This is a genomic window from Indolivaga capnocytophagoides DSM 22835 (assembly GCF_000426485.1).
GTDB lineage: Bacteria > Bacteroidota > Bacteroidia > Bacteroidales > Dysgonomonadaceae > Dysgonomonas_A > Dysgonomonas_A capnocytophagoides.
Window position 1 is genome coordinate 36,923 of sequence record NZ_AUFL01000010.1, and the last position, 21,640, is coordinate 58,562.

At 37.7% G+C, this 21,640-nt stretch carries 24 protein-coding genes; 14 read left to right on the plus strand and 10 right to left on the minus strand.

Going from position 1 to position 21,640, the window contains the following annotated elements; translation table 11 throughout:
- The first annotated feature begins 30 nt into the window (after positions 1-30).
- On the plus strand, positions 31-444 hold the full coding sequence (locus K322_RS0105150) for a GNAT family N-acetyltransferase (RefSeq protein ID WP_026625920.1): 414 nt from the start codon (positions 31-33) through the stop codon (positions 442-444).
- Here K322_RS0105150 and rnc read toward each other — a convergent pair.
- The 3 genes from rnc to K322_RS0105165 are packed head-to-tail and all read right to left on the minus strand — an operon-like array spanning position 432 to position 2,804.
- Positions 432-1,277 carry a ribonuclease III gene (gene rnc, locus K322_RS18645; protein WP_051290650.1) on the minus strand — a complete coding sequence of 282 codons (846 nt, stop codon included), beginning with the start codon at positions 1,275-1,277 and terminating at the stop codon, positions 432-434. The genes K322_RS0105150 and rnc overlap by 13 nt on opposite strands.
- Positions 1,278-1,280: 3 nt before the next feature.
- Positions 1,281-2,543, minus strand: a complete 1,263-nt coding sequence (gene fabF, locus K322_RS0105160; RefSeq protein ID WP_026625921.1) for a beta-ketoacyl-ACP synthase II — start codon at positions 2,541-2,543, stop codon at positions 1,281-1,283.
- A 24-nt stretch (positions 2,544-2,567) separates the two neighbouring features.
- Entirely contained in the window at positions 2,568-2,804 is a 237-nt protein-coding gene (locus K322_RS0105165) for an acyl carrier protein (protein ID WP_026625922.1), read from the minus strand.
- 154 nt (positions 2,805-2,958) lie between these two features.
- Here K322_RS0105165 and purN point away from each other — a divergent pair, with 154 nt between their 5' ends.
- Positions 2,959-3,525, plus strand: a complete 567-nt coding sequence (purN, locus tag K322_RS0105170; protein WP_035331409.1) for a phosphoribosylglycinamide formyltransferase — start codon at positions 2,959-2,961, stop codon at positions 3,523-3,525.
- Positions 3,526-3,571: 46 nt separating this feature from the next.
- On the opposite strand, the gene K322_RS0105175 is transcribed toward purN, so the two are convergent.
- The 4 genes from K322_RS0105175 to K322_RS0105190 all read right to left on the minus strand — a co-directional run bounded on the left by K322_RS0105175 (position 3,572) and on the right by K322_RS0105190 (position 8,023).
- On the minus strand, positions 3,572-4,648 hold the full coding sequence (locus tag K322_RS0105175) for a hypothetical protein (protein ID WP_026625924.1): 1,077 nt from the start codon (positions 4,646-4,648) through the stop codon (positions 3,572-3,574).
- A gap of 197 nt (positions 4,649-4,845) precedes the next feature.
- The gene (locus K322_RS0105180; RefSeq protein WP_035331411.1) at positions 4,846-5,739 is read right to left on the minus strand and encodes a bile acid:sodium symporter; all 894 of its coding nucleotides are present in this window, start codon (positions 5,737-5,739) and stop codon (positions 4,846-4,848) included.
- Positions 5,740-5,837: 98 nt separating this feature from the next.
- Positions 5,838-7,118, minus strand: a complete 1,281-nt coding sequence (locus K322_RS0105185; RefSeq protein ID WP_026625926.1) for an ABC transporter permease — start codon at positions 7,116-7,118, stop codon at positions 5,838-5,840.
- Positions 7,115-8,023, minus strand: a complete 909-nt coding sequence (locus K322_RS0105190; RefSeq protein ID WP_026625927.1) for an ABC transporter ATP-binding protein — start codon at positions 8,021-8,023, stop codon at positions 7,115-7,117. The genes K322_RS0105185 and K322_RS0105190 overlap by 4 nt, the downstream gene beginning before the upstream one ends.
- Before the next feature lie 631 nt (positions 8,024-8,654).
- Here K322_RS0105190 and K322_RS0105195 point away from each other — a divergent pair.
- From K322_RS0105195 to K322_RS0105215, 5 genes are all read left to right on the plus strand, one after another.
- A complete protein-coding gene (locus tag K322_RS0105195; RefSeq protein WP_026625928.1) occupies positions 8,655-9,227 on the plus strand; it encodes a PspC domain-containing protein in 573 nt (190 codons plus the stop codon).
- 165 nt (positions 9,228-9,392) lie between these two features.
- The gene (locus K322_RS0105200; RefSeq protein ID WP_026625929.1) at positions 9,393-9,728 is read left to right on the plus strand and encodes a PadR family transcriptional regulator; all 336 of its coding nucleotides are present in this window, start codon (positions 9,393-9,395) and stop codon (positions 9,726-9,728) included.
- Positions 9,729-9,763: 35 nt separating this feature from the next.
- Complete coding sequence (locus tag K322_RS0105205; RefSeq protein WP_026625930.1) at positions 9,764-11,191, plus strand: PspC domain-containing protein; 1,428 nt, start codon at positions 9,764-9,766, stop codon at positions 11,189-11,191.
- Positions 11,192-11,479: 288 nt separating this feature from the next.
- Entirely contained in the window at positions 11,480-11,671 is a 192-nt protein-coding gene (locus tag K322_RS0105210) for a hypothetical protein (RefSeq protein ID WP_026625931.1), read from the plus strand.
- 225 nt (positions 11,672-11,896) lie between these two features.
- A complete protein-coding gene (locus K322_RS0105215) occupies positions 11,897-12,343 on the plus strand; it encodes a DUF3836 domain-containing protein (RefSeq protein WP_026625932.1) in 447 nt (148 codons plus the stop codon).
- A 162-nt stretch (positions 12,344-12,505) separates the two neighbouring features.
- Here the strand turns inward: K322_RS0105215 and dusB are convergent, their stop codons facing one another.
- On the minus strand, positions 12,506-13,489 hold the full coding sequence (gene dusB / locus K322_RS0105220; protein WP_026625933.1) for a tRNA dihydrouridine synthase DusB: 984 nt from the start codon (positions 13,487-13,489) through the stop codon (positions 12,506-12,508).
- Positions 13,490-13,788: 299 nt separating this feature from the next.
- On the opposite strand from dusB, the gene K322_RS0105225 reads away from it, so the two are divergent.
- From K322_RS0105225 to K322_RS0105245, 5 genes are all read left to right on the plus strand, one after another.
- Positions 13,789-14,247, plus strand: a complete 459-nt coding sequence (locus tag K322_RS0105225; RefSeq protein WP_026625934.1) for a PepSY-like domain-containing protein — start codon at positions 13,789-13,791, stop codon at positions 14,245-14,247.
- Between the two features lie 282 nt (positions 14,248-14,529).
- Positions 14,530-15,372, plus strand: coding sequence for a prephenate dehydratase (locus K322_RS0105230; protein WP_026625935.1), 843 nt, complete (start codon positions 14,530-14,532; stop codon positions 15,370-15,372).
- 38 nt (positions 15,373-15,410) lie between these two features.
- Positions 15,411-16,580 carry a pyridoxal phosphate-dependent aminotransferase gene (locus tag K322_RS0105235; protein ID WP_026625936.1) on the plus strand — a complete coding sequence of 390 codons (1,170 nt, stop codon included), beginning with the start codon at positions 15,411-15,413 and terminating at the stop codon, positions 16,578-16,580.
- 4 nt (positions 16,581-16,584) lie between these two features.
- Positions 16,585-17,130 carry a GNAT family N-acetyltransferase gene (locus tag K322_RS0105240; protein WP_026625937.1) on the plus strand — a complete coding sequence of 182 codons (546 nt, stop codon included), beginning with the start codon at positions 16,585-16,587 and terminating at the stop codon, positions 17,128-17,130.
- Positions 17,131-17,151: 21 nt separating this feature from the next.
- Complete coding sequence (locus K322_RS0105245) at positions 17,152-18,216, plus strand: bifunctional 3-deoxy-7-phosphoheptulonate synthase/chorismate mutase type II (RefSeq protein WP_026625938.1); 1,065 nt, start codon at positions 17,152-17,154, stop codon at positions 18,214-18,216.
- A gap of 84 nt (positions 18,217-18,300) precedes the next feature.
- On the opposite strand, the gene K322_RS18650 is transcribed toward K322_RS0105245, so the two are convergent.
- Positions 18,301-19,692: a vWA domain-containing protein gene (locus tag K322_RS18650; protein ID WP_051290651.1), complete on the minus strand. Its 1,392-nt coding sequence runs from the start codon at positions 19,690-19,692 to the stop codon at positions 18,301-18,303.
- 124 nt (positions 19,693-19,816) lie between these two features.
- On the minus strand, positions 19,817-20,167 hold the full coding sequence (locus K322_RS0105255) for a DUF1801 domain-containing protein (protein WP_026625939.1): 351 nt from the start codon (positions 20,165-20,167) through the stop codon (positions 19,817-19,819).
- Between the two features lie 131 nt (positions 20,168-20,298).
- Between K322_RS0105255 and K322_RS0105260 the strand changes: the two genes are divergently transcribed.
- Both K322_RS0105260 and K322_RS0105265 read left to right on the plus strand, forming a co-directional pair.
- A complete protein-coding gene (locus K322_RS0105260) occupies positions 20,299-20,889 on the plus strand; it encodes a Crp/Fnr family transcriptional regulator (protein ID WP_051290652.1) in 591 nt (196 codons plus the stop codon).
- A gap of 111 nt (positions 20,890-21,000) precedes the next feature.
- Complete coding sequence (locus K322_RS0105265) at positions 21,001-21,576, plus strand: porin family protein (RefSeq protein WP_026625941.1); 576 nt, start codon at positions 21,001-21,003, stop codon at positions 21,574-21,576.
- The last annotated feature ends 64 nt before the right edge of the window (positions 21,577-21,640 follow it).

Genomic DNA, 21,640 nt, shown 5'->3' on the forward strand with positions numbered 1-21,640 from the left:
CCTTCGTTCTCCTAAAAAACTCAATTTGTAATGATTAACGAAGTTCCATACGATCAGGTTTTAGAGATCAGGCATAAAGTGATGTATGCTGATAAACCTAAAGAGGTTGTAATCCTTGCCGACGATGACAAGGGAATACATATAGGCTATCATAAGAATGATAATCCTGTCAGTGTAGTATCGATATTTTTGAACAACGGTGAGTTACAGTTTCGTAAGTTGGCGACGCTCGAAGAATTCCAAGGAAAAGGATATGCTTCGCAGCTGGTTAAATGGATTTTGGATTATGCCAGAGATATGCAGTTTCCCCGTGTGTGGTGTAATGCCCGTGTCGGAAAAATAGACTTTTACAAGAAGTTTGGTTTTGAGCCTACCGGACAGACTTTCGAAAAAGATGGATATGAGTTTGTGATTATCGAAAAGAGGTTTCCTCAAGAAGGTTGATCCGAAGGGTCTCTTTCTGTAGGAGTATTTTCTTCTTCTGACTCTTTTGCTGCATCTGCATCCTCTTTTTCTTTAAGGATCAGGATGTCTTTTACGAAGTCTTTTTCGTATCCTATTTTATGATAAGCTTCTTCGGCTGCTTTTTGTTGGGATTCTTTTTTTGAGAATCCTTTTCCTTTTCCGCATTCGACGTTGTATACGAACACAGATGTGATGAAAATGGGATTGTTGTTTTCGTCAACAAACGACTCTACTAACCTGAATTCTACCGGGATTTTGTTTTTCTGGCTCCATTCTATCAATCTCGATTTGAAATTAACTTCCTGTTGTGCAACCGATTCCATATTCAGATAAGTCAGGATAAGTCTTTCGTGTACGAAATGTTTTGCCACACGGTATCCTTGATCCAGATAAATTGCTCCGATCAGAGCTTCTAGTGCATTCCCATACATATGTGTTTTGTGGTTGGCTGTTTTTGCCGATGATTTGATCAATCGGTCTAAGCCCAGATCCAAAGCGAGCTTATTGAGTGTTTCCCTCTGTACGATTTTTGACCGCATATTTGTCAGGAATCCCTCTTTCTTATATTCGAACTCTTTAAATACAATATCGGCTACTATTGCATCTAAGATGGCGTCACCTAAAAACTCGAGCCGTTCGTTGTTTATCCAACGCCCATCCTTTAATTTTATTGATGACGATTTATGCAATAAAGCCTGTTCGTACAAGGTTATATTGTACGGATAGAAATTGAGTATTTTGAAAAAAGAAACATAAGGCTCTTTCCCTATGTGAGGAAAAAGCCTTACAGTTCGATATAGTTTTTTAAGCACTTCTTACTTCTTAAACTTCTTCACAATTACACATGCATTATGTCCTCCAAACCCGAAAGTATTGGAAAGTGCTGCACGTACCTCACGTTTTTGAGCTTTATTGAAAGTCAGATTCAATTTGTAATCAATTTCAGGATCTTCGTCACCTTCAGTGAAGTTGATTGTAGGAGGTACTATGTCATTCTGTACAGATAGTACACAGAATAAAGATTCCATAGCTCCAGCAGCACCTAAAAGGTGTCCGGTCATTGATTTTGTCGAACTGATATTCAGTTTGTAAGCTGATTCGCCAAATATGTCTTTGATTGCTTTTATTTCCGAAGGATCTCCTACAGGTGTAGATGTTCCGTGAACATTTACGTAGTCTATTTCTTCGGGTTTCATGTTGGCATCTTCCAAAGCTGCTTTCATTACAATCTTAGCACCAAGCCCTTCGGGGTGAGATGATGTCAGGTGATAAGCATCGGCTGACATTCCTCCTCCTACGACTTCTGCGTATATTTTGGCTCCACGAGCTAATGCGTGCTCCAACTCTTCGAAAATAAGACAAGCTGATCCTTCTCCCATAACAAAACCATCGCGACTGGCGCTGAATGGACGTGATGCGGTTTGAGGAGAATCGTTTCTTGTCGACAGGGCAGTCATGGCATTAAATCCACCAACAGCCGATTCGCTGATAGTAGCTTCGGCTCCTCCGACTACCATGACATTTGCTTTACCTAAACGGATAATATCAAAAGCCGAGATAGCACTGTGGGTTGATGATGCGCAAGCTGAAACCGTTCCGAAGTTAGGTCCGCGAAGACCATGCCTCATTGAGATATGACCGGATGCGATATCTGCAATCATTTTCGGTATAAAAAACGGATTGAATTTAGGGCCCATTTCCTTATTTTGGTAATAATAGCCAACTTCTTCTTCAAATGTTTTTATACCTCCGATTCCGGCAGATACAATGACTCCGATTTTATCGCAATTTTCAGTTTCAAACTTAAGTCCAGAGTCCGCAATAGCTTCTTCTGAGGCCGCAATAGCCAATTGTGTATATCTGTCGCACTTACGTGCTTCTTTTCTGTCGAGATATTTCGTTACATCGAAATCTTTTACTTCACAGGCAAACTGTGTTTTGAATTTCGATGCATCAAATTGAGTAATGGGTCCAGCACCACTAACTCCGTTTATGGCATTATTCCATGTGGTTGCCACATCATTACCAAGCGGTGTTACTGCTCCTAAACCCGTTACTACTACTCTTTTTAATTCCATAATTTATGATTAGTGGAAAAAAGATTATTTTGCGTTAGCTTCAATATAAGCGATAGCGTCTCCTACTGTAGAGATTTTTTCAGCTTGATCATCAGGAATAGAAATACCGAATTCTTTTTCGAATTCCATGATAAGTTCTACTGTGTCAAGCGAGTCAGCGCCAAGGTCGTTAGTGAAACTTGCTGCATTAGTAACTTCTGTTTCTTCAACACCTAATTTATCAACGATAATAGCTTTAACTCTTGATGCTACGTCAGACATAACTTTTTGATTTTAATTAATAATTAAATTTTATTTCTAATTTTGTCGATGCAAAGTAAACGTATTTTATTGATATCATACAAATATTTTGCCTAGAAAATTCGTTAAAACTGCACATTTGTTGTTTTTGTGTGCAAATTTGAAACAGCCAATTATGCTTAATATTGCAATTTTTGCCTCCGGATCGGGTTCTAATGCCGAAAACATCATCTCTTACTTTAAAGATAAAAATATCTGCAGGATCGGGGTTATAATCTCAAATAAGCCTGATGCTTATGTTCATGAAAGAGCTAAGCGTTTAGGTGTTAGATCTGTTGCTTTTTCTAAATCTGAATTTGATTCTTCGGATAAGGTTCTGGATTTTTTGAAGAGTGAACATATTGATTTTATCGTTTTGGCCGGTTTTCTACTAAAGGTGCCAAACAATATAATTGAAGCTTTCCCTGATAAGATAGTAAATATACATCCTGCTCTTTTGCCTAAGTTTGGGGGGAAAGGTATGTATGGAGATAATGTGCATAAAGCAGTGGTGCAGGCAGGAGAGTCAGAATCGGGTATAACGATTCACTATATTAATGAAAATTACGATGAAGGTAATATAATATTTCAGGCAAAATGTCCGGTAGAAAAGAATGATACATATGAAGATGTAGCTCATAAAGTACATGAACTCGAGTATAAGTATTTTCCGGAGGTCATAGAGTCAGTATTGAGGAGATAAAACAGAAGAGAGAATCACAAGTGGATTCTCTCTTCTGTTTTGGCTCTTATTTTTGTCTGTTATAGTCTTTTACTTCATACCATACTTCTCCGTTTGGGTTTCCGGAAACTGTATTCCTTATTTTAAATTCTTTCCGGATAATGTCCTTTTTTCTCAGCAAGTCTATATCGCTTTGTTCTGCTTCTGTACCGTTGATGTAATAGGTCGGTTCATCTCCCCATGCGCTGTCCTGTTCTGGGGTTTGTGTAGAAGCCGGCTTTCCCGAAGCCTGCGAACTTGTATTATAAGTGCCAGAGAATGAAGAGCTGCTGAGTGGTTTTTTCTTTAAGCTGGCACGGTTAGCTCCGGTCGATAGTCTCGAAGACATTGACCTTGCTCCCGTTGTTTGCGTCTGGTTCTTTTTTAACTCTTCGATCATGGCATCCACAGCCAATGCCGCTTCTTCAATGTTTTTGTATTGAGAAGGACGTTTTTCGTAAGTGTTATATTTCTTGTATTTCTTTTTGGCTTCTTCGCCGCTTATCGATTTATCAGCGTTTTTCTTGTCTTTCTTGGAGGAATTGATCGCCCCATAGTTAACACTTTCTTCATCCGAATTGTTAAGGTTTTCGGGCTTGCTATTGATGGAAATTGATTCATCTACAGTCATAGCTTCTTTTTTGATTCCTGTTGCTGTACTACTGCTTACCGAAACTGGTGGTGTATAGGTCTGCTCTTCGGCAGTATACTCATTAATCGGAGCTTTTTTAGTTGCTTTTATTAAAACAGGTTCTTCCTCTTTGTTTTCGGTCCGGCTTGAATTGTTGTCATATGCCTCTTTCTTAACAATGACCGGAGTACCTTTGGTTTGAACTGTTTCATTTGTGGTATTGCTGTAATCGGCTGTCTCTGTTGTTTGATGATTGTCAGATACAGTATTCCTTCTGTTCTCATCTTGAGTTGTAACGCCGCTCCGCTTGTATACAACAAGACCATCGGAGTTTATGTAAAAATTGCTCGATTCTTTATATTGGTTCTCATATTGCCCGTCTTTTTTAACATTTTCCTTATCTGTAGTGGCGTTTTGCCCGATAAGAGTAAATGTCAGAGAAAGTGTGAGTAATGTTATTGAGAGTTTCTTCATAACCGTTTATTCTATTACAATTGTATATTGTTGTAAAAAGATATCTGCCTAATAGTTTGTTCCCTGAGAGAGATTTATCCTCCTTCTGTCTTGCCTTTTTTGTTCAGAAAAGGACGCTTGTTTCAGCGTGTAAAGTTAGAAAGAATGTTTGAATATACAAATATCCTGATTGTTAAGGATATTCAAACATCTCAGAGTCAGTGGTGTTTGCGCCATACCTGATAAGAGTTGATCATATTTTGCCATAGTATATATGCTCCCGGTCCGATGGATGATATAGGGTTGAGATAGGACTGAGCCATCCAGATGGCTAAGATGGTGTTTTTCTGTCCGAGACCCTGTCCTCCGGCTACTGTGTCGTTGTATCGTTTTCCCAATTTTCGTCCGGTTATAAACTGGAGAATACATACCACCAAAGCCAGACCGAATATAAGGATCATGAGATGAAAATGTCCTTGTCCTTCTGTTAACAAAAAGTTTGTTGTACGTGCTGTGACTATAATAAGGGCTATGTTCCACAGGTAGAACGAAAGGTATTTTTGCTTTCTGATAAAGCTGTGGCCCTTTGGGGAAACCTGACTGATAACAATAGATATGATAAATGGCAGTATGAGCAGGATAAATATACGCTTGCCTATTTGCCAGAACTCCCCTATAAAGGACATCTGATTGAAATTATCTCCTATAACCGTAAAGAAAACGGGTGCAGCAATTGCTACAGCCAGATTGCTGAGTAGGCTGTAAGCAGTAAGGCTTGCCATGTTGCCATCGAGCATACCTGTGATCACAACTGCGGATGTTGCAGTTGGAGCAAGTATGCATATCATTACACCCTGAGCAACTACAGGGTTGGTACAATAGTAAAGTATTCCATATACAACGACACTTCCTACAAGCTGTATCGCCAAAAGATAAAAATGCAACTTGGAAAATCTGATCAGGCGTACCGAAAGATTGGAGTAGGAGAGCAGCAGCATGAAGAATATGAGATAAGGGGTAAGAAATGCCAGTTGGCTCAATACCGGATAAGATAAAATGCCGATACCCATAGATATCGGCATCATGTATGATTTGATATTCTTCAATGACATGTCTACTCTAAGTAATAGTAAGAATTTAACGTCGTATTTTAGAGTAATAACTGCTTATTGCTGTTATACTTGGATGGACAATGAAAGGGGCTGAGGCCTTATTTATAGGAGAACCATTTGATCACTTCTTTGATATTCGGTTTCTTTCCATACATAAGGATTCCTACACGATATATCTTCGCCGCAAATTTTACAACCAATACAATGGAGATATACAGAATTGCAATAGATAACAGTACCTGCCATATGGGAACTCCGAACGGTATGCGTACCATCATAACGATAGGTGATGTAAGAGGAATGAGTGAACACCAGAAAGCCAGAGGTCCATCGGGGTTTTGTATGCTGTATATTCCTGCATATAATGCGAATACAAAAATAAGTGTGACAGGCAGTACAAACTGCTGAGTGTCCTGAGCATTGTCGACTGCCGCTCCTATAATCGAAAATATAGATGCATAAATAAGGTATCCGCCTATAAAGAATAGAAGGAAGCATATCACAATCTCGATCCAGTTAACCGATAGCAATAGATTTACGTCAAGTGGTGATCCTGCGTCTTCCATTCCTGATTGAGGAAACAATGTTCCAGCGGAGGCGAGTACACCGCCTATAAGCACAATCCATATGAGTAATTGAGTAATACCGACAAGTCCAATCCCGATAATTTTGCCCATCATCAGGTCGAAAGGTTTTACCGACGAAATCATAACTTCTACAATACGGTTGCTTTTTTCTTCCACAACACCATTCATTACCATAGTGCCGTACATCAGTATAAACATGTACATCAGAAAGGTGATGATGCCTCCTATAGCCGATGATATTATAGTGGATGTTTCTTTCTCGGCTCCGTCTTCATCCCATCTCATGGTGGTGATGTTGATATCATTTTTGCTCTGGGATATATTCCTTATTTCGGTTAGTACTTCGGGATCGATATTATCACGTTTTGAAAGGTTATTCAGCTTTTCGCTCTTTGTGACCTCCGAGAGAGTCGAATTAATGTAGTCGAGCAATCCTATAGGGGCTTGTTTTTCTGAGTATAGAGTTACCGCTTTGGGATTATTGCCCAGATCGTCTGTGATTTGCAGAACACCGAAGAGTTCGGATTCTCCGTCGGTTTTTAGTTTTCCGGGATTGCGATCGGTTATGTTGAAGACATATTCTTCGTTTGATTTCAGATGATCGGCATATTTTCCGGTGGAATCTATTACGGCAATCTGTTTTGCCTGAGAATCTTTGATTCCTGCTAGCCATATCGGAACAAATATCAATGCGATAAATATAACCGGCATTAATATGGTCATTATCAGAAATGATTTTTTCTGAATCCTCGAGAGGTATTCTCTTTGTATAATTAGTTTTAAAGCTCTCATTGGTTCGTTACTGTTTGAATGAATATTTCGTTCATAGATGGTAGTATCTCATTGAAAGAGATAATCTCGTATCGATCGGATATTTCTTTTATGACCTGAGAATTCGGCATATTTTCTGATTTTCGTATGCGTACCAGCGATGTTTTCCGGTGTGTACATTCTTGGGTAATCTCATTAAAAGAATTTGTGTCGAGAGAGAAGAATTCGGATTGTACTTCCACCATAAATTCGCCGGTTTTGTACCTTTCCCTTATTTCTTTGACATTGCCTTGCAATACTGCTTGCGATTTATTGATGAGTGTGATTTCGTCACATAGAGCTTCTACCGATTCCATGTTGTGAGTCGATAGGATGATTGTTTTACCCTTTGCCTTGAGTTCCAGAATTTCGCTTTTGAGAAGCTCTGCGTTTACAGGATCGAATCCACTGAACGGTTCATCCAGAATCAATAATTCGGGGTCGTGTATAACGGTTGTTATGAATTGTACTTTTTGCTGCATTCCTTTTGATAGCTCTTCAACCTTCTTGTTCCGCCATGAGGAAATGTCGAATTTACTGAACCAGAATGCGATTTTTTCTTCAGCATCCCTTTTACTCAGTCCTTTTAGTTGTGCAAGGAAAACGGCATGCTCGCCTACTTTCATTTTTTTGTATAGTCCTCTTTCTTCAGGTAAGTATCCTATGCCGAATATATCCGATGCTTTTGATGGGTTTCCGTTGATAAGGATTTCGCCGCTGTCGGGGGCCGTAATTCGATTTATGATTCGGATCAGAGTTGTTTTACCTGCTCCGTTGGGGCCTAGCAGTCCGTAGATGCATCCTTTGGGAACCTTCAGGCTCACATCATTCAATGCTCTGTGCCCGGCATATTGTTTTATGACATTTTTAGCTTCGAGATATATCATATCAAATAAGTTGTATAATGAGTATGTATTGTTTTCTTGATGTGTTATTTATTAGTATTCTTTTACTCTTAAAAGTCACAGGTGATGTCGTATTTTGCAGAATCGCCGATATTTTATGATTCAGTATGTCTAAAAAGTAACAAAGGTGACATCCTTTCTGTTCGCTTTCGGGATATTACCTTTTCCCCCTCTGTCCCTTAAAGGAGATGTTGCTGCCACCCGAGAATCCCCTCTAGGGTTTTGGGGTGTGTTTTCCAAAAAGGTAACAAAGGTAACCTTTATGTTACTCCCTTATTTATTGCCTGTCGTTTATCAGAGTTTAAATAGCCCTTTTATATAAAGATAAAAAATGCCCAATCTGAGATGTCTTATGATCATTACAGAAGGTAATTGATTTATCCTCTGTAGTATTTTTAGTTTATATTGCTAAATATTAGTTTGTGTTAGTTAAATAATGTTATATATTCTATTATTTGTTTTTGTTAGTATTCAGTATATCAAGATATTATAGTTGTTTTTATGTATCAATACTATTTTAGGGATGGTATTATGTATTGCATAGTACTAAATAAAATACATATATTTGCAATACATAAAACAAGGTATAAACAATAGTTAAAGAATATATGTCATGAAAAAAGTAGTAGAAGTTAATATCGGAGGTGTCAATTTTACGATTGAAGATGATGCCTATATTCAATTAAAAGCTTATTTGGCACGATTCGAATCTACATTGCCTGCCGATGAAGCAAAAGAGATAATGGAAGATATAGAGATACGTGTTTCTGAATTATTTCAAAAAGAAATAAAGTATCCGAATCAGGTTGTAGATGAAAAAATAGTTGATTCTGTCATAAAGTGTTTAGGGGAAGTCGACTCTTCGGAAGCTCAGGCAGAAAATAAAACAAATAGTAGTAACACTTTTAATCAGAAAAAAATGAGATCAGAAAAAAAATTATACCGTAACCCGGACGATAAAAAAATAGCAGGTGTATGTAGTGGTTTGGCTGAGTACTTCAATATTGATGTGACTCTGATGCGTATCATATTTGTTGTGGTTCTTTTTGGATATGGTGCAACACTGCTCGTTTATATTGTTCTTTGGATTGCTATGCCGGAAGCTATTACCAGAAGTCAGAAAATGGAAATGAGAGGCGAATCGGTAACTGCCGAGAATATTAAAAATTACTCGGGCAATAAATAAACAGTATACTGAATGTCCTGCAAAAAGAGGAATTGTAAAACGAAAAGATCTGAGATTTTTACATGACAGAAAGTATTTGATGATATACTTTTAGTTTATAACAGACTTTGAATGTTTTACTTACCAAAGTAATAAATAGGTCAGAGACCTTAAAAATGAAAAATTATGGAACCAATCAATGTTGATAATATAAAAGCGCAGATGAGAAAAGGTATACTCGAATATTGTATACTGAGTATCTTGTCGGAAGGTGATGCCTATGCATCGGCGATTATTAATGAATTGAAAGAATCGGAAATGATTGTAGTAGAGGGTACTTTGTATCCATTGCTTACCCGCCAGAAGAATCAGGAATTGCTGACTTACCGCTGGGAAGAATCTACACAGGGACCTCCCCGTAAATATTATTCAATAACCGATAAGGGCAGGGCTGTACTGTCGGAACTTGATAATGTTTGGGCAGATCTGGTAACTACAATCGCCCGTATTCGTAAAAAATAAGGAAGCACCTTAATATCATTATATATAAAGACGATATGAAAGAAACAACAAAAGTCAGTATTGGAGGATATGCCTTTACGCTCGATGTAGATGCTTATCAATTACTGCAAGGCTATTTGGATAGCCTGAAAGATCATTTTTCAACAAAGAATGAAGGAGCTGAGATTATTCAGGATATTGAAGCCCGGATGAGTGAACTGCTTCAATTGAAGAATGTAAAAGGAGATGGTGTGATCACCTTGGCTGACGCCAAAGACATTATTAAAATAATGGGTAACCCGAAAGACTTTGGAGATGAGGTTTCGGAAGAAGAATCGAAGGTAAACGAAGGTGGGGATAAAAAAACACAGTCGTCTGTAACTAAAAAATTCTACCGCGATTCGGATAATGCTATCCTCGGAGGGGTTTGCAGCGGTATTGGTCATTATTTTAATCTCGACCCGGTTATTGTGAGGGTAATTTATGTTGTACTGGCATTCGGTGTAAATCCGATATCGGGTAAATTAAGTGCATTTTTATTCTTATTTTATTTTCTGTTGTGGATTATAATGCCTGCTGCCCGGACTTTTAGCCAAAGGTTATCGATGTCGGGAGAAGACCCTTCGATAGAAAGTATTCAGAGTGGAAATGTTAGGTCTCCTAAAAAAGGAGAAAAAGCCGGAAAGGTATTGTTAAGAGTCATTTCTATTGTTATCGGTGTATTCTGTTATATGATAGGTATAAGTATCATTTTGTGTGGTATTGGCTTATTGTTTTTTTCAAATGTAACAGGTTTACCCACACTGACAGAGTTTCTTGAAATACTCGGCATGGACAGAGCCAATCTGGATATATCGATGATAGTCGCATGGTTTATACCTGCTGTAATATTATTGTATATCGGTATTCGTATCATGATCAAATTTACAGTCAGAGACCTTATTATTGTTGGATGCTTGTTCGCAATCTGGCTTTTATCAGGCTTTTATATCGGTTCGGCGGTAACACGCTTTGCCCGTGAACACAGAAGGGATGTTTCGGTAACAGAAACGATACAGCCTCAAACAGGTTCAAATACCTTATATGTAGAGTTGGGACAGGCATATCGCAAAGCTGAAAGCATTGGTGATAACGATGGCAGTATCTTTAGATTGAATGGACAGAATACATCATGGTTCTTTATTCCCAGTGTGCGGGTTGAAAAAGATAGCACGGCTAATGATTTCTCGATAGAGTTGAATAAAAGGGCTTTTGCCTGGAGTACTTCTGCAGCCCGTCAGAAAGCTGAGGATGCACACTTTGATATTAGTTTAAAGGATTCTTTGGTGACAATTAACCCTAAACTTTATAACAAAAATAATCCTTGGGACAGGCAGTTTTATGATATTGTAATAACCTGCCCAGCAACAAAAGAAGTGAAGGTGAACGCTTTCTTTCCGAGATACGGAGGATTCAGGCATAAAAATATAAACATAAATATGTAACATTTTCCTTCATAAGGAGTCTTATACTATGAAGGGATATAGAAATAACTTCAATTAACTCAATAAGGACCGGATACCGGTTGTGAAATTAGTATCCGGCTATTTTTCAAATACAATGATATTTTTCGAAGAATGTGAAGCATGAACTTTTTCATGTACAGGAGAATTGTATGCCGTGAAAATAAGTAACAGAAAGTATTTAATGATATATCCTTAAGAGATAACAGGCTGTTGTTGTTATGCTTGCAAGGTTAATAAAAAGGTCAAAGACCTAAAAAAACAAAAATAATGAATTCTATATCAGCCTTAGTAATAGTAACATTTATAATCTTTTTGAGCTTAGCCGGCTTAGGAGAAAATAAGCAAACTGAACCCGAAACGGGCAGCGATATAACAGGGGTGTTTTTATATGACAATAAATTGGATAGTCTGGTTGTTTTGAAATATGATATAGGTCTTATAAATGGTCTAAGACCTTGATTACAGAATTTCTGGTGACAGATTAGATTATTCTCTCGAAACAAAAATAAGCGTTGTAAAGAATCAAATATCAGGTGTAAAATATTTTTACATTAAAAAAAGATCGGTTTTGTTTTATTTGGTTGATTATTAGCTTTTTGTTTGTTTTGGCACACCTTTGGTATAATATATAACAGAACGTGATAAACTATAATAAAGAATAAAAACTAATAAAATAAATACATTATGAAAGCAACAATTATTACATTCGCAGCAACATTATTATTATCTTTTGGTAGTACTTTTGGAAATAACAATTCAAAAATCTACAAAAACACGATAACCGACGAGCAAAACAATACTGAAGTGACAACAGTATATAGGGGGGAAAATGATACAAAGCTAAAACCAATAAGACAATATACAATCAGTTATGATCAATCAGGTAATATTACCGAACGCAAGATTTGTAAATGGGACGAAGGATCTCGTTCATGGGTCAATGCGCAGAAGTATGTATATAGTTGTAATGCCGATGGAGAGATAATTATATTAGGATATACCGAATGGGATAACCAATCATCTCAATGGAAAAAGGATGCAGCTTATACAGTGTATACTTATGGAGGGGAAGAAGAAAATCTCGTGATAAATTATATAAAAGCAGATATAGTACAGAGTAGTCTTAGATAAGGTATCGGACTTACTCGTTTACTATCATATAATACATTAAATATGATTACTAGAATGAAAAAAGGTCTTTGACCTTATATCAGCCTTAAATAACCTATACTACTTTAAATTAACTCAATTTATACCGGATATTTGATTGTGAAATCAGGATCCGGTTCTTTTTTATACCTCGTATTCCGTCTGGATACTATCCATTATAGAGAAAAGTTCTTCGGCAGTTGCTGCACGAAGCATAGCTATGCGGGTTTTCTTAAAGTCGGGTATTCCCTTGAAAAGGTTACTTGACGCAAGATGCCTGCGGCTGTGTATAATTCCTCCCCGTTCTCCGCAATCTTCGATATTTTGTGTAATGTACTTTTTCAGAATATCCAGATAATATGAGAAATGTTCGGCAGGAAGATTCTCGCCTGTGTTCAGGAAATGTTTCACCTCTTTGAAAATCCAAGGATTTCCGATAGCTCCACGTCCTATCATTACTGCATCTACTCCTGTTTCGTCAAAACGTTGCTTGCATATTTCGGAAGTAGTAACATCGCCGTTTCCGATAATCGGAATGTGCATCCTCTGATTATTTTTTACCTCTCCGATCAATGACCAGTCTGCATCGCCCGTATACATTTGGCTGCGGGTTCTTCCATGTATGGTAAGAGCTTGTATACCTACGTCCTGCAATTGTTCGGCAAGTTCTACAATAATTTTAGATTCGTGATCCCAGCCCAGACGGGTTTTCAGCGTTACCGGCAATTTTACTGATTTTACGACCTCACGGGTTATCTCTACCATGAGTTCGGGTGTTTTCATCATTCCCGAGCCGGCTCCCTTACCTGCTACTTTTTTGACGGGACAACCAAAATTAATGTCTATAATGTCGGGGTTTGCTTCTTCACATATCTTGGCAGCCTCTACCATTGCATCCACTTCTCGTCCGTATATTTGTATCGCTACCGGACGTTCTGCATTGCATATCGTAAGTTTTTCTTTAGTCTTATTTACATGCCTGATGAGGGCATCGCTCGACACAAATTCTGTATAAACCATATCTGCACCGAAAGTTTTACACAGGACCCTGAAATTCATGTCTGTAACATCTTCCATCGGAGCCAGAAAAACAGGGTTGTCTGCGAATTGTATATTGCCTATCTTCATCGAGTAATTAAATGAAAGTATTTAATGATATATTTACCAGTTGTAATAAAATCAGGTTGTTATACTTCCCAAAGCGGTAAATAGGTTTGCGCCCTTAATTATTCTGCTTATAAATATATTCTATTTGGTGTGCAAAGATATAGTCTTAATATGAATTATTTTCTATTCTAGAGTTAAAAATAAAATGCAGGTTGGCTAACTTCAGATTTTAATCAGAATGTACTTCTAATTTTGCATTAGATAACGAGTAAAAATATAACCAATTAAAAGGTCTGAGACCTTAATAAATTATTAGGAATATGAAACGATTATTATTTTTGTTTTTAGCATTGAGTTTAGTTACCGGAGCTTTTGCCGGACGATGGGGTAGAATGACCGAGATCAAGGCGAATGATCTGCCGCAGGCATCAAAGAACATTATCTCCAAATATTTCAAGGGGTTGTCTAATGTGTCATTTGCCGGAGAGTGGCCTGATAATTATGGAGTTCATCTTAATGGAGACTATAAGTTGAATTTTTATAAAGACGGATTATTGAAGGAAGCCGAAGCCAAGTATAAGTCGTTGCCTATGGGTATTCTGAAAGAATTGCCGAGAGAGGTTCATTCATATATCGAATCCAAATACGGTAAATGGTCTTTGAAAGAAGTGGAAGTGAAAAGAACGAGAATAGAAGTAGAGCTCGAAAACGGAAATCTGGAGGCTAAACTTAAGTTCGACAGATCGGGGAAACTGCTCAAAGAAAAGATTGACGATTGAGGTGTGAAACCTTATTTGTATTGAATTTTTTGAAAAAAAGCTTCAAATTATTTGTTTTTATTGAAATTGTATTACTTTTGTAACATCAAGGTCGAAGACCTATTTAATTTATTTTACTTAGATAAATATGAATCATTTTTCATTTACATACTTCTTCTTTTACTTTTACTTTAGCAAGTAAAGGCAGGATTTTGTATGTGAATAAAAAATAAACAACGAGATATGAAATCCTGTCAGAAATGACGGGATTTTTTTTTACTATTAACAACAAGTAATTTCTAAATGAAACGAGTAGCTATTCAAGGCGGATTAGGAGCATATCACGGGATTGCCGCAGAGAATTTTTTCGAAGAAGAAGTTGAAATTGTACCATGCGCAACTTTCAAAGACATCTTTACGGGAATAAAAAAAGATCCGAACCTGATTGGCATCATGGCGATTGAAAATACCATTGCCGGAAGTTTACTCGGTAATTATGACTTGTTGAAAAATAGTAAGCTGCCCATTGCCGGAGAGTATAAGCAACGGATCTCTCATTGTTTGGCAGTGCTTCCCGGACAAACTATTCATGATGTGAAAGAGGTGATCTCTCATCCGATTGCCTTAATGCAGTGTGTTGAATTTTTGGAAACTCTTCCGGGAGTGAAAGTGGTTGAGCATGAAGATACGGCTTTGGCTGCCCGTGATATTGCCCAGAAGCAGTTGTCGGGAGTAGCCGCGATTTGCAGTGAAAGAGCTGCTGAAATTTACGGATTAGAAATACTAGCGAGAGGAATTGAGACTAATAAGCACAATTTTACTCGCTTTCTTATTTTTGGTAACCGCTGGATTGTTGATGAAGTACAGAAAGATGAAGTGATCAACAAATCTTCTATTGTATTTACCGTGGCGCATACCGAAGGTAGCTTGTCTCAGGTATTATCGGTGTTGTCGTTTTATCACATCAGTCTGACCAAAATACAATCTCTTCCGATTATAGGCCGTGAGTGGGAATACCAATTTTATGTAGATGTGAAATTTGACGATTATGCCCGATATCAACAAGCTCTTAATGCGATACGTCCTCTCAGTAGTGATCTGAAGATATTGGGAGATTATCCCGAAGGAAGGCAAAGCGAACTGTAAGTCAAAAAGTAAAGAAAAATAACTATCAATATAAAGTTATGAGTGCAAAACAAATAATACCGGCTCAACGCCTCGACTCGATCAGCGAATATTACTTTTCGAAGAAGTTGCAGGAAGTTGCACAAATGAATGCTGATGGTAAAAAGGTGATCAGCCTAGGAATCGGTAGTCCCGATTTTCCTCCATCCGATGCAACAATAAAAGCATTGTGTGAAACCTCTCAAAAAAGTGATGTACACGGCTATCAATCTCATATTGGGATACCCGAACTGCGCAAAGCTTTTGCCGGATGGTATAAAAAATGGTACAGGGTTGAATTAAATCCTGCGAATGAGATTCTTCCGCTGATCGGATCTAAAGAAGGTATTATTTATATATCACTTGCGTTTCTCAATCCGGGAGATTCGGTTTTGGTTCCTAATCCGGGTTATCCGACTTATTCGTCTAACAGTAAATTGGTGCAGGCGAATATACAGACTTATGATCTGGATGAAAATAACGGATGGCAACCCGACTTTGATGCTCTTGAGAAGCTCGATTTGTCTAAAACCAAATTGATGTGGGTAAATTATCCGAATATGCCTACAGGAGCAAATGCTACAATGGAATTATTCGAAAAGCTGGTAGCTTTCGGTAAAAAGCATGGAATAGTAATTATCAATGACAATCCATACAGTTTTATTCTGAATGATTATCCCATCAGTATCTTAGAAGTTGAAGGAGCTAAAGATATTTGTATCGAGCTCAATTCGATGAGTAAAGCGCATAATATGCCCGGTTGGCGTATGGGGATACTGGCTTCTAATCCACAGTTTATACAATGGATACTAAAGGTTGAGAGTAATATCGAGAGTGGTATTTTCAAGCCCATGCAGGTTGCTGCTGTTGCCGCATTGGAATGCGGGGCTGATTGGTATGAAGCCAATAATACTCGTTACCGTTCGCGCCGAAAAATAGCAGAAGAGATAATGAATGTATTAGGCTGTACTTTCGATCCGAAACAATCAGGAATGTTTCTGTGGGGAAAGATCCCTGACAGATATAAGAGCAGCGAAGAACTTGCAGATAAATTGCTGTATGAAGCGAATGTATTTATTACCCCCGGATTTATATTCGGAAGCAATGGCGAACGATATATTCGTATTTCATTGTGTTGTAAGGATGTTCAATTGCAGGAAGCCCTGGAACGGGTGAAAAAAATAATTTGATCCGATGATAAGACCTTCTGAATATATATTAAGAGATAGCCGTCATTTAATTGTCAGACAAGCGAGCCTTGATGATGCAGAAGAAATTCTGTCTGTTGTGAAAGAATATATCGGAGAAACAGAGTTTATACCTTATGTTGAGGGCGAGTTTAATCCCTCTTTGGAGGATGAAAAAAAATGGATACAATCTTTCAATACATCTAATAGCCTACTGCTTTTAGCGGAGGTTGATGGAAAGATAGTGGGTAATATAAGCGTAAATGGTATGACCCGAAAAATGATGAGCCATGCATCCTGTATAGGTATCGGTATATTGAAAGAATATAGGGGCTTGGGTATCGGATCTTTTTTATTCGAAAAAGTATTGGAGTGGGCAAAAGAAAATCCTGTTGTTGAAATACTTTGGCTGGAGACATATGCGACTAATAGAGCCGGGTTGGCTTTGTATGGGAAAATGGGGTTTAAGGAAATCGGGCGTCATCCTGATTTTGTAAAACTATCCGATACTGAATATGTGGATAATGTAATAATGACTTTGAAGGTAAAATAAATAATTAAACAAATATAAACGATGAAACTAGATTCAATCTTACTTCCGGGAGTAGATCCCAAACGTCCTTTGGTAATTGCAGGCCCATGTAGTGCCGAAACCGAAGATCAGGTAATGGCAGCGGCTACACAATTGGCAGCGGATGGTGTGAAAATAATGCGTGCAGGTATCTGGAAGCCACGTACCAAACCGGGTGGTTTTGAAGGTATCGGAAGCGAAGGTCTTGCTTGGCTGAAAACGGTAAAGCAAGAAACAGGTATGTATGTTTCGACTGAAGTTGCTACACAAAAACATGTTTACGAGGCACTTAAATACGGAGTAGATTTACTTTGGATCGGTGCTCGTACAACAGCCAACCCTTTTGCCGTACAGGAAATCGCAGAAGCACTGCAAGGTGTGGATATACCTGTATTGGTGAAAAACCCGGTGAACCCTGATCTTGAATTATGGATTGGAGCATTGGAGCGTTTGAGTAATGTCGGTCTGACCAGAATCGGAGCTATACACCGAGGATTCAGTTCTTTCGATAAAAAGATCTACCGTAACCTTCCTCAATGGCATATTCCTATCGAATTGAAACGTCGTTACCCGCATCTTCCTATTATCTGTGACCCTAGCCATATCGGAGGAAAACGTGATTTGATAGCTCCTCTTTCTCAACAGGCTATGGATTTGGGCTTCGAAGGTTTGATTATCGAATCTCACTGCGATCCTGATAATGCGTGGAGTGATGCTTCTCAACAGGTAACACCTTCTCGTTTGAAAGAAATTATTGGCGGATTAGTTATCCGTGATGGAAAGAAACAAACAACTGAGGATTTGTCGGGACTTCGCCGTCAGATTGATGAACTGGATGATCAGCTTCTTGAGCTTATCGCTAAACGTATGCGTGTTTCGAAAGAAATCGGCACCTTTAAGAAAGAGCACGACATGACTATCGTACAGACTGATCGGTATGATGAAATTCTGACAAAACGTATTTCTCAAGCAACAGAAATGGGAATGAACCCTGAATTCATGCGTGTAATCCTTGAAGCTATTCACGAAGAATCGGTACGTGTACAGTTGGATATTCTGAATAAATAATAATAGAGATGTCATCTATACAAAAAGCTCCGAATATTCGGAGCTTTTTTGTTTTATCTAAGTAAGTTAAAATAGGTCTGAGATTTACTTTTTCATCTTCTTTCTTTCGTAGTTTAAACTCTTTACAGATTTTTGAAGTATCATTTTATCTTCCCTGTTCATCTGTTGTACTTCGTCCATGTTGTCGAGATATTCCTGCATCTTTACTTCTTGTTTGTTGAGTTCTTCCGATGGAATGTCTTTTTGGACTGCCTTTAAACGGATAATGGCAGATGAAGCTTTTTCTTTCGCCGAACTATAATCATTCTTATCTACATCCGAAAGAATCAGATCGAAAGTATCGGTAGCCTCAAATAGTGCAATAAGTTCTTCTACCTGTTTACTCTTATGTTCTGCTATTTGTTTTGTATCTGTTGTTTCCTGCATTGTCAGGTTTATAGTTACAGACTTGGATGAGAAAGTTTCGGCATCGGTATAATCCATCTTTACCGGAAAATTTAGTTCTTTTACCTGAGAATCTGCGATTTTTACCTTTAAGAGAAACACTTTATCTTCTTTGGTGAAGATATCATTCAGAGCAACTGTGATTTTGCCGTTTTCTTCAATATGAGGATATCCGTATACTTTTTCACATTTGACGCCCGAGGGTAATTCAATCGTTACTGCTGTATTCTGTGCAACCACGTTAAGTAAACCTTCTAATTCTTTTGCGAAGATTTCGGGTATACGGTCTGCCTTATCGATATAGTAATAATTTCCACGACCCGATTCTGCCATTTGTGTAAGCAGGTCTTCATCGTATTCGCTTCCCAGTCCGAATGTGGAGAGAGCAATGCCTTCTTCCTGAAACTTGCCCGAAGCTATTTTGTTTAATTGTATGGGATTGGTTATTCCGGTATTGGCAAGTCCGTCGGTAAGAAGTAGAACTCGGTTTACATAATTCGATTTCTTTGTACCGGCTACCTGTTTGTATCCTTCCAGAGTTCCACCGCTGAGATTAGTCATGTTTCGTGAAGTTATTTTATCTATCTTCTCGATCAGCAGTTCCTTGTTTTTTACTTGTTGGGACGGTGACGTTACTTCGACAATGTCATCGTAATTTACAATCGATAAATAATCTTCAGAAGACAATTGTTTCACGACAAATTTAGCTGCATCTTTTGCAAATTTCATAGCATTACCGCTCATTGATCCGCTTCTGTCAAGTACTAATGAGATATTGAGGGGTACTCGTTTTTTTTCTGTTTGTTTTTCGTTTCCCATTATTTTTACGGCAATATAAGCGTATTTCTCTTTCCCGTTTTTATCCCAGTATTGATTGTTTGCAGATGCCGACCATGTTAATACACCTTCGTTTGAGGTTGCGATACTGTTTGTTCCGGAACCGTTTTCTGTTTGTTGTTTCTTGCCTGAGTTACATGCTGAAAGAGAGGATAATATTATTATCCCGAGAAAAAATGATAACGTCTTTTTCATAAGCGGTAGTGTTGATTCTTATTAATTCTTTTGATTGCTAAGGTCTGAGACCTTATTTACTCTTTTATAGAGTATAAATTACCGCTGTATCCATAATTAAAGATGTTAAAGAAATGAAAAACAACTAAGTTCTTATTTTTATCATCTTCTGAAGAATATCATTTATAATCTTCATCGGTAAATCTTCGTTGGGATCTATCAGGAGTATTTTCATTTTAGACCTTTTTTCTTTCAACAGAGCCGGATGATCTATCAGAGCTCCATCTACGAATCCAATATATGGTTGTTTATACTTCTTGTGGATCCATAAATAGCAGCAATTCTTGCCTTTATAGACAAAAAAGGGTAGTTCCCATTTCCATGCTTCAGATATATTCGAGTCTAAACTGAGGATATGCTGTCTTAAAAACTGCAAGCATATATTTGTATTTTCATCATGCTGCAGAAAAAAAGAATCAATAGGGCGAAGATCCATTTCAATTGTTATTAACTGTTTGTTTAGGTGGATGTACTTTATGTTGTCTAATGTAGCAAAAAGGTCTTGATCTCTACTGAAACTATCTAATTATTTCTTATGTTTATACTTGTTATATAAAATCTGAAGAATTGAATAATTTCGACAAGATTAAAGCGAATATAGATTCCATTGTCTCCTTAAATTCCGAAGAGTGGGATTCTCTCAGGAATGATATCAGCTTCGTACATTTGAAAAAAGGAGATTTTTTCTTGCAAGAGAGAGCTGTTTGCAAAGAGATAGCATTTATAGACAAAGGAGCCCTGATTTATTCGAGAAGCCTTGATAATGGGGACGAGATAACCAGTGATTTTGCTTTTGAGAACGAATGGGTAACAAACAATTATAGCCGTTTGAATAATTCTCCATCTAATTTGAATATCAAAGCTATAGAAGACAGTAACCTTCTTGTGATAACACATCAGAATCTTACCTGCTTATATGACCGTATTCCGATGATTGAGCGGTTTAGCCGCATTCTCATGGAACAGGCCTATTTGAAGATTGTAGGGTTGAGTATCGATCTACAGACATTATCTGCCACAGACAGATATTTAAAACTAATGCAGACTTATCCTGAAATATTTCAACGGGTTCCTCTTTATCATATCGCTAACTATCTGGGTATTGCTCCTAAATCTTTGAGCAGAATCCGTAATTCCATATTTTCTTCGGGAAAATAATTTGGTAACAAATGTGGAGAAGATAACCTGATTTGTTTTCTGAAATTTGCTTTTAGCTAATCAATATTTGGTTAGAGGTCATAGAGGTTTTAAAGTAAATGAATGTCAGAAATGAAAAAGATTATTATTCAGTGTGTTATGTTCTTCTCTGTGTTTGGGTTATTTGCTCAGGATAATTCTAATATAAGCACAAGTCCGAAACAGGCCTTAGAGGTCGAAAGTTTATTTCCTATGTTTTTTACGGGTGGTTTTCATATTGGTGCAGGTTATCGTTATGAACGTTTCAGGGTAAGAGTCAGTTTGATAAACGGGGGAGATTATAATGCCGAAAAAGCAGGTGTGAATAATTTATCCCAGGATTTTAAGAGGTATTATAAAACATCACCGGGTATTTTCTTTGGCTATAATGTATGGAAAAATCTGGAATTGTATGGTTTTGTTGAGTTACATAAGTTCGAAGTTGAGCAGAGAAGTTCGGGTATAAAGAAAGACCTGCACAGTACAGATTACGGAGGAGGAATCGGTTATCAGTTTTTTTTGTGGAAAGGGTTATATCTTCAACCTGCATTTCATGTATATTGCAGAAAGGATAAGGGCCTCGATTTTGGAGACGTTCAGTATAAAATCCCGAATGTGGATTTATCTCCGGTTATCAGAATAGGTTATCGATTTTGGAATAATCGATAAGAAATACATTATTAAATACTTTCTGCAGCTTAATAAAGAGATCCGGCGATAAGAATTTCTCTTA

Excerpts from the sequence above, each read along its gene's own strand:
- K322_RS18650 (WP_051290651.1), bottom strand. The coding sequence starts at position 19,692 with ATGAAAAAGACGTTATCATTTTTTCTCGGGATAATAATATTATCCTCT.
- K322_RS0105205 (WP_026625930.1), top strand. The coding sequence starts at position 9,764 with ATGAAAGAAACAACAAAAGTCAGTATTGGAGGATATGCCTTTACGCTC.
- K322_RS0105255 (WP_026625939.1), bottom strand. The coding sequence starts at position 20,167 with ATGGATCTTCGCCCTATTGATTCTTTTTTTCTGCAGCATGATGAAAAT.
- K322_RS0105190 (WP_026625927.1), bottom strand. The coding sequence starts at position 8,023 with ATGATATATCTCGAAGCTAAAAATGTCATAAAACAATATGCCGGGCAC.
- dusB (WP_026625933.1), bottom strand. The coding sequence starts at position 13,489 with ATGAAGATAGGCAATATACAATTCGCAGACAACCCTGTTTTTCTGGCT.
- fabF (WP_026625921.1), bottom strand. The coding sequence starts at position 2,543 with ATGGAATTAAAAAGAGTAGTAGTAACGGGTTTAGGAGCAGTAACACCG.
- K322_RS0105185 (WP_026625926.1), bottom strand. The coding sequence starts at position 7,118 with ATGAGAGCTTTAAAACTAATTATACAAAGAGAATACCTCTCGAGGATT.
- purN (WP_035331409.1), top strand. The coding sequence starts at position 2,959 with ATGCTTAATATTGCAATTTTTGCCTCCGGATCGGGTTCTAATGCCGAA.
- K322_RS0105200 (WP_026625929.1), top strand. The coding sequence starts at position 9,393 with ATGGAACCAATCAATGTTGATAATATAAAAGCGCAGATGAGAAAAGGT.
- K322_RS0105175 (WP_026625924.1), bottom strand. The coding sequence starts at position 4,648 with ATGAAGAAACTCTCAATAACATTACTCACACTTTCTCTGACATTTACT.
- K322_RS0105165 (WP_026625922.1), bottom strand. The coding sequence starts at position 2,804 with ATGTCTGACGTAGCATCAAGAGTTAAAGCTATTATCGTTGATAAATTA.
- K322_RS0105225 (WP_026625934.1), top strand. The coding sequence starts at position 13,789 with ATGAAACGATTATTATTTTTGTTTTTAGCATTGAGTTTAGTTACCGGA.
- K322_RS0105245 (WP_026625938.1), top strand. The coding sequence starts at position 17,152 with ATGAAACTAGATTCAATCTTACTTCCGGGAGTAGATCCCAAACGTCCT.
- K322_RS0105230 (WP_026625935.1), top strand. The coding sequence starts at position 14,530 with ATGAAACGAGTAGCTATTCAAGGCGGATTAGGAGCATATCACGGGATT.
- K322_RS0105210 (WP_026625931.1), top strand. The coding sequence starts at position 11,480 with ATGAATTCTATATCAGCCTTAGTAATAGTAACATTTATAATCTTTTTG.
- K322_RS0105265 (WP_026625941.1), top strand. The coding sequence starts at position 21,001 with ATGAAAAAGATTATTATTCAGTGTGTTATGTTCTTCTCTGTGTTTGGG.
- K322_RS0105195 (WP_026625928.1), top strand. The coding sequence starts at position 8,655 with ATGAAAAAAGTAGTAGAAGTTAATATCGGAGGTGTCAATTTTACGATT.
- K322_RS0105235 (WP_026625936.1), top strand. The coding sequence starts at position 15,411 with ATGAGTGCAAAACAAATAATACCGGCTCAACGCCTCGACTCGATCAGC.
- K322_RS0105215 (WP_026625932.1), top strand. The coding sequence starts at position 11,897 with ATGAAAGCAACAATTATTACATTCGCAGCAACATTATTATTATCTTTT.
- K322_RS0105180 (WP_035331411.1), bottom strand. The coding sequence starts at position 5,739 with ATGTCATTGAAGAATATCAAATCATACATGATGCCGATATCTATGGGT.
- K322_RS0105240 (WP_026625937.1), top strand. The coding sequence starts at position 16,585 with ATGATAAGACCTTCTGAATATATATTAAGAGATAGCCGTCATTTAATT.
- K322_RS0105150 (WP_026625920.1), top strand. The coding sequence starts at position 31 with ATGATTAACGAAGTTCCATACGATCAGGTTTTAGAGATCAGGCATAAA.